This window comes from Commensalibacter sp. B14384M2 (assembly GCF_016101865.1).
Lineage (GTDB): Bacteria > Pseudomonadota > Alphaproteobacteria > Acetobacterales > Acetobacteraceae > Commensalibacter > Commensalibacter melissae.
In genome coordinates this window covers 14,180-28,384 of record NZ_JACFPS010000005.1, presented here as the reverse complement: position 1 = coordinate 28,384, position 14,205 = coordinate 14,180, and the positions used below count along the sequence as shown (strand labels likewise).

5 protein-coding genes are annotated in these 14,205 nt (G+C 39.2%); all 5 read left to right on the top strand.

What is annotated here, in order from left to right:
• A partial coding sequence (locus H3R33_RS08505; protein ID WP_198198902.1) for a Hint domain-containing protein occupies positions 1–2,291 on the top strand: 2,291 nt, incomplete at its 5' end.
• Positions 2,292–2,384: 93 nt separating this feature from the next.
• A complete protein-coding gene (locus H3R33_RS09095; protein WP_198185432.1) occupies positions 2,385–3,857 on the top strand; it encodes a class I adenylate-forming enzyme family protein in 1,473 nt (490 codons plus the stop codon).
• A gap of 75 nt (positions 3,858–3,932) precedes the next feature.
• On the top strand, positions 3,933–10,475 hold the full coding sequence (locus tag H3R33_RS08495; protein ID WP_198185431.1) for a type I polyketide synthase: 6,543 nt from the start codon (positions 3,933–3,935) through the stop codon (positions 10,473–10,475).
• A gap of 60 nt (positions 10,476–10,535) precedes the next feature.
• A complete protein-coding gene (locus H3R33_RS08490) occupies positions 10,536–12,581 on the top strand; it encodes an AMP-binding protein (protein WP_198185430.1) in 2,046 nt (681 codons plus the stop codon).
• Positions 12,582–12,616: 35 nt separating this feature from the next.
• Positions 12,617–14,104: an autotransporter strand-loop-strand O-heptosyltransferase gene (locus H3R33_RS08485; protein ID WP_198185429.1), complete on the top strand. Its 1,488-nt coding sequence runs from the start codon at positions 12,617–12,619 to the stop codon at positions 14,102–14,104.
• The last annotated feature ends 101 nt before the right edge of the window (positions 14,105–14,205 follow it).

Here is a 14,205-nt window from a genome sequence, read left to right as displayed (position 1 = left end):
ATCTGACCTTTGGCAATGTCACGTTATCAGGTACCGGTAATAATTTTATACTAAATAATAATGTTGCTTTTACGGCCGGAACGGTTACTGCTGATTTGAATGCGAACAATTTCACTTTGGGCTTGAATGATATCTATGATGTGAAAGGATGGAATCTATCGAATTCATCAAGTCTAGCCAAAACATTTGCTGTCGCGGATGGTGCTACCGGTAATTTTGGTGACGTGAATTTAACGGGAAATATCGCGTTCAATACAGGTAATATGAGTAATCTGACCTTTGGCAATGTCACGTTATCAGGTACCGGTAATAATTTTATACTAAATAATAATGTTGCTTTTACGGCCGGAACGGTTGCTGCTGATTTGAATGCGAACAATTTCACTTTGGGCTTGAATGATATCTATGATGTGAAAGGATGGAATCTATCGAATTCATCAAGTCTAGCCAAAACATTTGCTGTCGCGGATGGTGCTACCGGTAATTTTGGTGACGTGAATTTAACGGGTATGGTTAACTTTTCTACTGGTTTGGCAAACAATCTTATCTTAGATACAGTGATGTTGAACAAGAATGCATCCATTAATCTGGATGGGACGTATGTCACTGTTCATAACCTGGACATGAGTAATGGTGGTGTCGCAAATCTGAATTATAACAGTGCAGAGTCCAATGTTGTTTCTTTATCCAATGTAATATTGAGCGGTAATGGTCGGATAAAAATCGCACAAAATTCTGAAGTTGATATTGGTTCTCTAACAATGGACGGTGTAAATCCGGGTGTTATAGAATTGGATAATGATGCAGTTTTGAATATCCGTTCAATCAATGCCACCAATGTTGGTACAGATATGCCGACAATCATTATTCATAATGGTGCCCGTGTTATCGTTAATGGTCAACAAATAACAAGGTCAAGTTCTTCAAATGATTTGATTGCTGATTTTAATAATGAAGCCAATGGCGTTTACGAATATCATGGTAGCATTGAAGATGTCGATGGTCATTTGGTGATCAAGAATTTTAAACTCGATGATCATCTGTTATTTGAAAATGATACTGGGTCATCGGATGTTAACACTTTTTATACATGTTATAAGGACGGTATTTTATCCATTATTCACAATGATGGAAAAACATCCAAAACTATTGCCTCTTTTCGTTATGATGCAGGGGACAGCAATCAGGCATTGCCTAATGTAAATATTGTTCGGGGTTCTGATGGTAATTCCTATTTTGATATAACAAAATGCTTTCTATTGGGAACAAACATTCTTACATCTAAAGGTGAAAAACCGGTTGAATCTCTTTCCGTTGGTGATGAGGTTGTGGCTATTTGTAATAATGGAAGGATAAACCGTAAAATTGTTTGGATTGGTAAAACGGATATTTCCGTGGATCAAGGTAAAAATAGAAACGATTTGTATCCAGTTTGTATCAAAGCACACGCATTTGGTCTGAATAAACCGCATCGTGATTTATATTTAACCCCTGAACATACCGTGTATATTGATGGTGGCTTGATTCCTGTCCGTATGTTGGTTAATGGCCGTTCGATTGTTATTGATAAATCCCGGGACAAATTCCAGATTTATCATGTTGAAACAGAACAACACTCGATTTTGCTATCAGAAAATCTGATGACTGAATCTTATTTAAATACAGATGATAAGTATCTATTTGATAACGATATTGTTAATTTCGGTCTGGAGTTTAATGAACATGCAGGTCATAAAAGCTGGGAAAATGACGCAGCTGCACCATTGACTGTTTCCAGAAGCAAGGTTGAACCGATTTGGAATCGTTTGGATCGCAGGGCAACTCAGCTGGGGTATAAACCTGTCATAAAAAGAGCGATAACCCGTAATCCTGATTTATGCCTTATTACTGATAAGGGGAAAAAGATTAAACCTGTTCATTTCAAGGATAATATTTACAGTTTCTTTATTCCTGATGGTACTTATGTTGTAGCCATGAATTCAAAAACATCTTTACCTTCAGATGTTATTGGACCCTTTATAGATGATAGACGGACACTAGGTGTTTTGGTTTCGAAAATTAGCGTGATTTCTAATAGAACCCTGATCATGTTCCCGACTGATATTTCGGAACTTTCAGGTTGGCATAGCATTGAGCCCGATAGAACAGATCGTTGGACAATGGGATTGGCGCAATTGCCAATTGAGATAACAAGATTTGGCACTGGGAAAAAATTGATCCGGGTTGAGCTGACAGATACAGCTTCTTATTTTGTTGAAGATGATATCAATGAAATGATGAAACTGGCATAAAGCAATTTGTTGATTATCCAGTTAAATAGGGTTAATAGAGCTTTCCTTTTATTATAGCTAAAAGGGAAGCTTTTATTTAAGGGAAAAACAGACGTGTTTGATCGCTTCATAGATTATGTTGCAAAAGTTGCACCGGATAAAATTGCTATCCGTTCATTCGAAGGCTCAATTACTTTTGCGGCAATGAATAGAGACATAAATCGGCTTGCACATGCTTTATTGGACGTTATTGATAACAGTTCCGAAATTGTGGCTGTTAATTATAAGCAAGTACATATTCACTGGATGCTTTTAATGGCGCTAAGCCGAATTGGTGTCGCTTCAGCGTCAGTGTCCAGTAATAGCGAGATTGCTGAAAAGGAGATTGCCATATTGCAGCCTGATGCAATTATTAGCGATACGCTTTTTGATATTGATACGGCAGCTAAAATACACGTGCTTGATTTGAATTGGTATGATCAGGCCATGAAGCGTTTCAAACCTGATCCCATTTATACGCTCTATGAACCGGATCGTATTGTACGTGTTTCAATTGCGGCTGGAACGTCTTTCATGCGGCATAGAATTGATTATACAGCCTCAATGATTGAATCATCTGTTATAAGGATGATCACCCAGGAAAAAATCAGCTGGTCTCTTATGTCGGAAATTCCGAGATATCCAACATTGCTACCCACATTAGCTTTTGGCAGTTTTCATGGATTTTTATGCTATCTAAGCATCTGGTCAATCGGCGGGACAATTATTATGGCTGATCGCGAGCAGTATTTTGCCGCTATTGCCATGTTGTCACCTGATTTGATGGTTATTTCGCCTGCACAGCTTCAATTGATTGCAGAAAATTTGCCAGAAGATATACCCAGACAGGATCATTTAAGATTAATTGTCGTTGCTGGTAATTTTCCTAATGGTTTACGTCATTTTGTTCAGCAACGTCTGACAAAAAATCTGAATGTTACCTATGCGACAAGTGAGGCAGGGGTTATCGCTTCGATCAATATTGATCAAATCAACCATGATGACACAGCGGGGTGGATCATGCCATGGATTGATGTGCAGGTTGTTGATGATCAAGACCATCCACTAACATATGGTGAGATAGGTAATATCCGAATTAAAAGTCCAAATATCGTACAGAAATTTTTCCAAAATGTTCAGGATACTCATAAACAGTTTAAAAATGGTTGGTTCTATCCCGGCGATTTAGGAATATTGAATGAGGAAGGTCTTTTAAGGCTGATTGGTCGTGTAGATGAACTTTACAATTTTGGAGGTGATAAATTTTACGCCAATAAAATTGACGCAGTCATTTGCAGTATAGAAGGTATAAAAGATGCGGCTCTGTTTTCCATGCCTGATAACGATGGAATTCAGCAACCCTGGTTAGCTATTGTTCGCGGAGATAATTTTGATATTGATCAAATTGCCAGGATATTGGAAAAAGAATTTTATAACCTGCCCGATGTAAGTGTCTTATGGGTTAATTCCATTCCGAGGGATGAAGAGGGACATGTGTTGCGCAATCATCTAGAAAAGCTGGCAATGCAATATATTGAAACCATTTAATAAAAATTCGAGATAGAATATTTTATTAATGAGAAAATATAATAAATAATTATAGAAAAAAGAAAGTGTTATTTTATGGGAAGACTAATAAACAAATATAGTAACGAAGAAATTGCAATCGTTGGTATAGGCTGTAGATTCCCAGGAGATATTTTCAATCTTTCAAGTTTTTGGGAGGCTATTTGTCAGAAAAAAGAAACGGTTAGCCGTATTTTGCCTGATCGTTGGAACTGGCGGACGGCCTATGATCAGGATAATTCAGTTATTGCCAAAAGCTTTTTTCTAAATGCCAGTTTTCTGACACAGCCTATAGTTGAATTTGATCCCTTGTTTTTTGGTATGTCTCCTAAAGAGGCTGTACAATGTGATCCACAACAAAGAATATTACTTGAAGTCGCGTGGGAGGCGCTAGAAGAGGGGGGTCTTGTTCCATCATCCTATGCTGGACAAAAAGTGGGCGTATTTATAGGTGTCTTTGCGACGGACTGGTTAACGAAACACTCTGTTAGCGAAGCGAAAGAAGGGGAAATAGAAAGAAATTTTCTTCCTACAACTTTGCCGATTACTATGCTTTCTGCCAGACTTTCTTATTTTTTTGATTTTTGTGGTCCCTCGCTTGTTCTTGATACAGCCTGCTCATCTTCTTTAACCGCAATTCATCTGGCGTGTCAAAGTCTGAGAAATGGCGATAGTGATATGGCCTTGGCCGGCGGCGTTAATTTGATGATCACGGATCAATCCGGTGCTATTGTCGCCAAGGCCAATTTCATGGCCGAAGATGGAAAAAGTAAAAGCTTTGATGCTTCTGCTGACGGATATGGCAGGGGAGAGGGTTGTGGTATTATTGTTCTTAAACGGCTGAAAGATGCTGTGCGTGATGGAGATAAAATTCATGCAGTCATTAGCGGGGTTGGAATTAACCAGGATGGACATAATGAAGGATTAACCGTTCCAAATGCGCGTGCACAGGAAAAACTAATTCATCAAGTTGCTCAACAGGCCAATGTACAATTGGGAGATATCGTTTATGTTGAGGCGCATGGAACAGGGACACCTGTGGGAGATCCTTTAGAAGCTCAGGCAATCTCCAATACAATTGGCAAAAGCCGGCCGAACGGACAACCTGTTATCATAGGATCTGTAAAGGCAAATATCGGGCATTTAGAAGCGGCGGCAGGTGTGGCCGGATTGATTAAGGCTTGTTTGTGTGTCAAGCATAGAGCCGTGCCACCACAGGCAAATTTAAAAGAGCCAAATCCTAATATCCCTTTTGCTGAGATGAATTTACGCCTGATTCAGGATAAAGTTGTTTCATTAAAATCCTTGTCAGATGATTTATATGTTGCGGTTAATTCCTTTGGTTATGGTGGATCAAACGCAAATGTTATTTTACGAGCTCCTCGTCAAAATGAACAATCATCAGGTATCTGTAGCAAAACTACTTGTTTACCTTCAAATCGGTATATTTTATCGTTATCAACGAAACAATTGCCGTCTTTAAAATTGATGGCACAAAGTTATTGTGAGTATTTCGAGCAGGGAACCGATATATCCCTTGCGGATATCTGTTATTCAGTGGGAAAGCATCGTTCATTTTTTCAGAAACATCTGGTTGTTGTTGCAAAAAACAAAGATGAATTTATTCAAAACCTTCAGGATTTTATACAGGATAAGGTAAATTCGGATGTAATAATTGGTAATCAGCAGGTTAAAACACAAAGCAGGCCTGTTTTTGTTTTTTCTGGCATGGGTCCACAATGGTGGGGAATGGGAAAGTGGCTCTTATCGAGGGGGCCTGCTGAATGTATAACAATCGCTGGGAAATGTGATTCTTATTTTAAGAAATTGTCAGGTTGGTCAATTCTTGAAGAGATGCAGAAAATGGAAACTGAATCTCGTATTCATGAAACGGCGGTGGCTCAACCCGCCATTTTTGTAATTCAAGTTTGTATAGCGACAGCCCTGAAAATTTATGGAATTGAACCATCTGCGATTGTAGGACACAGTGTTGGTGAAATTGCTGCCGCCTATATTTCAGGTGCTTTAAGTTTGAAGGATGCCGTTACCGTCATTTACCATCGTAGTCGATTACAACAAAAATTTTCTGATCAGGGGGCAATGCTGGCCGTCGGTCTGCCACCTTCATCGGCGGTCAATTTAATCGAAAAATATGCCGGAGATGTTACGGTCGCCGCGATTAACAGTACGCGTTCTTTTACTCTATCTGGATCAAAAGAAAATCTAGAAAAAATTGCACTTGAACTTGATAGGCATTCAGAATTCAATCGTTTTCTTAGGGTGGAACTTGCCTATCATAATCCCATCATGGATCAGATTCGGGAAGAATTTGAGGCATCAGTGCAAGATATTTGTCCACAAATGCCTGTAATCCCCTTGTATTCGACGGTTACGGGGCGTATTTGTGATGACACCTTCTTTCATGATGAGAATTATTGGTATCGTAATTTACGTCAAACAGTTTTGTTTGCCGAGGCGGTATCCTCTCTTATTCATGATGGACACAATCTATTTTTGGAAATAGGTCCTCATCCAGTTTTATCTTCTTCTATCAAAGAATGCGCTGCAACATTAAACAGTTCGATTGCTGTTACTTATAGTTTGCACCGTTCTGAACCTGAAGAAAAAGCCATTATAAAAACGCTTGCCAATCTTTCCGCAATAGGTCTTGATCTTGACTGGGGAAAAATCACGGGTGGAAAACGGGTCGATTTACCTTTTTATCGTTGGGCACGAGAAAGTTACCTTTTTGAGAGTAAACATTCTAAAGCGACACGGTTGGCGGAACGCGTAAATCCAGTTCTAGGCAATGTTGATTGGGCCGCATCACGGGGCTGGTTGTCCGAGATGAATATCAATTTTATGCCATGGTTGCCCGACCATAAGGTTGAAGGGATGATTGTCTTGCCTGGGGCGGCGTATGTTGAGGCCGCGTTGGCAGCTCATGCTCAACTGGCAATTGATGCACCTAAAGAAATGCAGGAGCCTGCCATTATCGGGGATCTGCAATTAAAAAAGGCAATGATTATTGACCAGCATTTTTATCCGTATATGACTTGGTGCCTTGATGATTTAACAGGGCGATTACTTGCTTTTGGGCGAGTCAAAAATGATTCGCATGAATGGGAATTATATGCAACGGTTGCTCTGCGACGTACTATGCCATGGTCGGAAGATAAGGTAATTGATCTCCAGATATTAAAAGAGAAAATGTCTGAAGATATTCAGATTGAGTTCTTTTACCAGAAATTACGTGAGCATGGACTGGAATATGGCCGGACTTTCCAAACAATTAAGAGATTATATCATAATTCTGATGCCGTATTGGCCTATCTTGAAATTGCTGATACTGAACAGAATAGTATCAAGGATTATTGTATTCATCCAACCTTGTTGGATGGGGCTTTTCAACTGTTTGGAATTTTGTGTGCAAAACAACAAGTAAAAGATACCACTTTCCTTCCTGTCGCTATTGAGCGGGTTATGTATTATGGTCGACATGAGGGCAAGTTATATGCTTATGCCAATAATCCGGTAAGAGATGAAGACTTATTCACTGGTGATATTGATCTTTATACTGAAAAGGGAGAATTGATTGCTTCTATCAAGGGGTTGACTGTTAAAGAAATAGCCAGTCAAAAGCAGAAAGAAGCCAGACAGATGGGATTGCTTTATCATCGTGAATGGCAAAAATCAAAACCTTTATCTCTTCTAGGAGAAATTGCCAAGATTGCGATATTGACAGATAGTGATCAATTTTTGGAACTCCTGAAAAAAGAACTTGAGATGCAGGGGATAACCGTTTTTGTTGGAAAGATTGGTCAGCAGTTTGGAAAAGAGACTGAAGATCTATTTCATATTCGGGAAGGTCAGGTAAAAGATTATCAGGATTTTTTTTCTTTTGTTAATATTCATCAATGTCGTGCGGTTGTTTATTTTTATACCAGAAACAACGAATTTGAAGATAGAATTGGATTGTCTCTGGTACAAGAAGCTCTGGTGCTGTCACATGGATTACCGGTAATTGAAGAAAAGAAAATTTCAGAGAATTTTCGTTTCGTGATAATTACTAATGGATCAGAACAAATTCATGAAAATAATAAATCAATTAATTTGGATCAATCATCATTAAGAGGATTTGCGAGGGCTTTTTCCTTTGAACGTCCTGAACTGAAATTAAAATTGATTGATATTGATGCGGATCTTAAGACAGATTCAGCTATCCTTGCAGCCGAAATCCTGGATGAGGAGATGGAGGATGATGTTGTCTTGCGTGGTCAGGATCGCTACCTATCCCGTCTAACACCAATGACAAGACGTGAGGAAGTGCGATGTGTTCCCTATGAACAATTTGATTCTCAAAAAATTGGATTTCGGCTTGTTTCTGGTTTTCCGGGTATTTTGGATAAAATCCGTTATGATGCATTTGTGCGTCAACCACCGCCTCCAGGTCATGTAGAACTTGAAATTATTGATGCTTCTTTGAATTTTAAAGATGTATTGAAAGTTATGGGCCTGTTACCGCGTTCTGTCATGAAGGATACATTTCACGGTGATGGACTGGGAATGGAAGCCTCTGCAAAGGTTGTCGCCGTTGGTAAAGGGGCGGAGGAGGCTGGCTTTTATGTTGGAGATCGCCTTGTCATTACGTTTAAGGGATGTTTAACTTCACATGTTACCCTGGCATTGAAGGATATTTACGCGGTCCATTATTCCACGCATTCCTTGTTAAGGGAATCAAAACGATATCAGTTGACCTCTGATGAAATTGATAAAATCAAGGAATATGATCAACATAAAATCCCTGATGCAGAAGCGGCTACTGTGCCCATAGTGTTCTCTACAGCTTATCATACACTGATCAATTTGGCGAATTTACAACAGGGTCAAATAGTTCTTATTCATGCTGCGGCAGGAGGTTTGGGACTGGCAGCAATTCAAATTGCAAAAATGCGGGGAGCCAGAATTTTTGCAACGGCTGGAAATGAGAAAAAACGTCAGTATTTGCGGGATTTGGGATGTGAACAGGTTTGGAATTCGCGTAATCTTGAATTTGTCGATGGGGTTAAACAGGTAACTTGTGGAAGGGGAGTGGACGTTATCCTGAATTCCCTATCAGGAGAAGCATTACATCACAGTTTGGAACTGCTTGCCCCATTCGGCAGTTTTTGTGAGGTGGGAAAGAAAGATATTGCCGAAGAACGTTGGATGCCAATGAAGGCATTCAATAAAAATATTAATTTCTTTTCTATGGATTTGGATCGGATGGGAGCTGTTTGTCCAGAAAAAGTTCTGGATATTGTGACAAAAATTGTGCGGGATATAATGAATGACAAAATTATTCTGCCACCCTGTAAGGTCTATCCTGCTGCCAAAGCGGTTGAAGCGTTCAGAACATTAGCTTCTGCCCAGCATATCGGTAAAATTGTAATCAATTTTACCGATACAAAAGATGTAATGGTTAATCCTCTTCAAAAAGAAGTTGCCTCGATTGAAGCCAATGCGCTTTATCTGGTGACAGGCGCTTATGGCGGTATGGGGCTTGAATTGGTGCAATGGCTGGCTGAAAAAGGAGCCAAACATCTTGTCTTGATAGGGCGCTCACTTAAGAAAAATGATTCATCAATTCAGAAAATTCTAAGCATCTTACAAGAGAATGAAATCAGTTTGTATCAAATGCAGTGCGACCTCACGGATCTTCATGCCCTACAACAAACAATTGGAAAAGTGCAACAGTTGTCATATCCCCTAAAGGGAATATTTCATTGTGCTGCAATTATTGATGATGGAGTGGTTGAAAATCTTGATAGGGAACGGGTTGCAAAAGTTATGTTACCCAAGGCGCAGGGTGCCTGGTATCTGCATGAGCTGACCAGGGATATTGCGTTGGATCATTTTGTTTTATTTTCATCTGCGACTCATTTGTTTGGCAATATCGGTCAGGCAGCCTATATTTCCGCAAATGCCTTTCTGGATGCTTTGGCGCAATATCGTCAAAGGATTGGTTTGCCTGCTCTATCTATTGAGTGGGGCGCTATTGATGGTGGCAATATGCTGAAAAAGGATAGTCATGTTGTCAAAACATTTCAGAATTTTGGAGTGAATCCTCTACCTGTCAAAAAGGCACTCGATGTAATGCCATTATTATGGAAACTTCACAAACCCTTTTTGGCCGTCCTTGATATTGATTGGTCAAAATGGTTCAGCGCGTTTCCTGTTACGCGAACTTATGGTCGTTTTCAGCCTTTGACCGCATTAGGGGTTTCAACAGGTGAACAGACTGAAGTTATGAAACAGTTAAATACCTTGCCTTTAGAGGGGCGTTTACCTTTTGTCATCGAGAATTTAATTCATATTTTGGAAAAAACGTTGCAATTGCCAGCAGATACAATTGATGGAAACACTCGGTTAACCGAGCTCGGAATTGATTCTTTGATTGGAGTGGAACTGCAGATTGCGATCAGTAATCAGTTGGGATGTGAAATTTCGTTGCTACAGCTTATGAAAGAGGAAAATCTTCAGGATGTTGGACGGGTATTGCTTAGAAAGTTAAAAGTTCCTTTTGAAAGTAATGAAATTTTAACACTGGAAAATGTCTGAGAATAATTCAAGTAAAAATTTGAACGTGTAGATACGAGTGATGGTATTGGTAAAGAAAAGATGGTTTTGATTATCCCGAAAGAGCAGACGGAAGACCGAACTTGTAAGCGACATAACGTTGTTGATTGGCGAAACGATACCCTTGTTGATATGGTGCGGCATCGTGCATGCTCATCACCCTCAATGGTTATTTATACGCTGTTGAATGACCAATGTGATCCTGTTGACACTCTGACGGCCATTCAACTTGATCATCAGGCTTCGGTTATTGCGGCAGGACTGCATCATTTTGGCAAGGAAAAAAACAGGGTTTTGATCTTATGTGAAAATGATTTGAATTATGTTTTGGCATTTTTTGGCTGTATATATGCCAATATGATCCCTGTTTCAGGAATTCATGTTGATGTTATTCGCAGTGATGAACGATTTGCAACGGTTTTAAATGATGCGCAACCAGATTTTGTTATTGGTCCACGTCATTTACTGATCGAATATAAAGATTATTTTCGGAAACTGGATTGTAATCCTGTCTGGATTCCCCTGGAGGTTTTATTAAATGTCAGGGATAAATTAATTAAAAAGGGTGATAATAAGGATGTTGCTCTAATTCAGTACAGTTCAGGGACGACACGGAATACGAAAGGGATTTTGATTACGCATCGTAACTTGATGTATAATGTGCGACATCAGCCAGCAAGTGAAAAAATTCTTGAAAGTGAATGCAACGGATTGAGTTGGTTACCTTTCGCCCATGATATGGGGTTAATCGGGGGGATTATTGTTCCAGTAGGTTTGGGACGAAAAATTTTTCTGTTGCCTCCAAAATATTTTATTGAAAAACCGGTAAGATGGTTACAGGCGATTACCAGATATAAAATACAGGTTTCTGGTGGACCAACATTTGCCTATAATCTTTGTTTAAGGGAAACCACGGAAAATGAGATCAGGAAATTAGATCTATCGTCATGGCAAATAGCAGTGAATGGGGCAGATAATTCTCAGGCTGAAACAATAGAAAAATTTTGCAAGAGATTTTCCTCGGCAGGGTTCAGGGCCAGGCATTTCATTTTTGGATATGGTCTTGCCGAGGCAACGTTAACCGTTACCAACAGCAAGGCAAATGTTTCCCCTAAAATCAGGAATTTTTCACGAAAAGCCCTGATGACAGGTTTCGTTAGGCAGGCTTCTGATGTTAATGATCAACGCATTTTGGTTTCATGTGGTTATTCTTTGGATGATCAAAAGATTGTTATTGTGAATCCGGAAAACGACCAAATCCTACGAGATGGACGGGTCGGAGAAATTTGCGTTTCTGGACCCAGTGTTGCGAGAGGATATTTCAATCGTCCAGAAGAAACAGAGGATGTATTTCATGCGAAATTATCTGGTTCCAAGGAATTTTATTTGCGGACCGGTGATCTGGGGTTCATTTATGAAAATGAATTGTACTTTGCTGGAAGGATCAGCAACGTCATAACATTAGGCAACAAGAAATATGATCCTGGTGATATTAGTTGCACATTGGAAAATTCCTGTCCTGATATCCGAATTAATGGAACAACCTTCTTCCTTGAAAATTTAAAGGATCCAACATCAATAACCATTCTTGCGGAAACCATACGAAATCCCGTCAAGTCATATGAAGAAATTGCCGGATATATTTATGAAAAGGTAACCAAGCTTTATATGATTTGGCCTCGGACAATTGTATTGACACGTCCGGGAGGTGTCTTAAAAACACCCAGTGGCAAAATTCAGATTGCGCGTACGCGAGAGGCTTTTTGCGAGAAGAAACTTCCTGTCATTAAGGAATTTCGATATCAGGTTCCGATCATTACAGCATTTTTGTCTTTTAAAGAGGCATATAATCAAGTAGAAGAATGGATTGGAAATGTAACGAAAGATTGGAAGGGGAATGTAAAGCAATTAACACGCAACAAATTGTTGAACAAAGAGGTTAATTATGACCTTTTGTTAGACTTACGTTATAAATTTGAAGAAAAATTTCACGTTGAGATTGACCCATCTGATTTTATGACCGCATGTCAAACATATACGGATTTATGTCATTTATTAGCAAAGCAAATTTGTAATTCTGAATTATAAAAATAATTTTAATTCTACATTGAAAGGGAACTATCTTGACCCAGAATGATAAGGTGAGAGTAGAAGGGTTTGAAAGAGTTAAATTAAAAGTTAAAGGTGAAGACAATTTATCAAGTTCTCTGGAAAACAAGCAGACTCAGGAAAGTGAATTAATTAACAAAATAAATAATTTATCACAAAACAGGCAGGTCCAAGACGCCATTCAAGCATTGGATAAACGATTTTCACCTATGATTGGTGGTGAAAAGGTGAACAATCAAACAGAACAAAAGCCGGCAAATAGCACCAAAAATCTGGTAAATCAATTTATACAGGCCTCTCCTAAGCCTACCCAAAAAGGACCCATGGGTATTTTATACGATTTTAATTTTGGAATACGCGTATATGTTCCAAAACCAGCTGCAGGGGAGGGATGGCGCGTTTGTTTAATGGATCTTGATACAGAGGTTGTCTTGCTGGATCAAACCTGCCAGGATCAGGGATATGCAACCACTGCCAAACATCATTATATGAATGGAAAAATCATTGTTTCAAAGATTCATAAGGATGGAAAGCAAGAAGAGGTTCTTGTTCATGAATATAATGCTCGGGACAAGGAAGTTTTAATTGCCTTTCCGGTCGGATCCTTGGGGGATTCATTGGGTTGGGTGCCCTATGCAGAAAAATTTAGAAAGAAACATGACTGTAAACTGACATTGGCTTTGGGAAAAAACCTTATTGATTTGTTTGAAAAAGCCTATCCGGAAATCAGATTTGTTGACGCTTCTGTTTATGCTCAACAGAAAATTGAAAACAAATTTTATGCAGGATATTATATAGGCCTGTTTTTTGAGGATGAACAAAATAATTGGCAACCTCGTGATTTCAGGTTGGTAGGATTACATCGAACGGCAGGATATATTTTGGGTGTGGATCCTGAAGAGGTTCCCCCTCGTTTGGTTGCAAGTGAAGATACAAGACCTATTCCAGAACCTTATGTAGTCATTGCTACACAGGCCTCGACACAATGTAAATACTGGAACAATCCTTTTGGATGGCATTATGTTATTGATTTTTTGAAAAGCCTTGGATATCGTGTAATTTGTATCGATAAGGACAGGGTTTTCGGAAAGGATCTTGTTTGGAATCATATTCCAAACGGTGCGGAAGATCAAACAGGTCCGCGTCCTTTGACGGAAAGAGTACGCTGGTTGAAACATGCCGAATTTTTTGTCGGATTATCTTCTGGCCTTGCCTGGCTTGCATGGGGTGCTGGCATTCCAGTCGTTGTTATTTCAGGATTTACCAATCCATTAACTGAATTCAATACGTCTTATCGTGTGTTCAATACGCATGTTTGTAATGGATGTTGGAATGATATTCGATATTTATTTGATCATAATAATTTCCTATATTGTCCGAAACATAGCAACACTTCCCGACAGTTCGAATGCACCAAGGCAATTTCTCATCAGCATGTTATCAAAACCATTTTGTCCATTCCAGGTTGTCGTCAGAAACCAGTAAATGAAAAAGGCAAGTAAGGTTTAATAACAGTTGGATGTAAGGGCAACGGGCAAAATTCTTTTAGCGATATGATTAAGTCAATCCAATAATGGTGGAGTGAGAGAAAAAGCTTCTAGTT

Excerpts from the sequence above, each read along its gene's own strand:
- H3R33_RS08495 (WP_198185431.1), top strand. The coding sequence starts at position 3,933 with ATGGGAAGACTAATAAACAAATATAGTAACGAAGAAATTGCAATCGTT.
- H3R33_RS08490 (WP_198185430.1), top strand. The coding sequence starts at position 10,536 with ATGGTTTTGATTATCCCGAAAGAGCAGACGGAAGACCGAACTTGTAAG.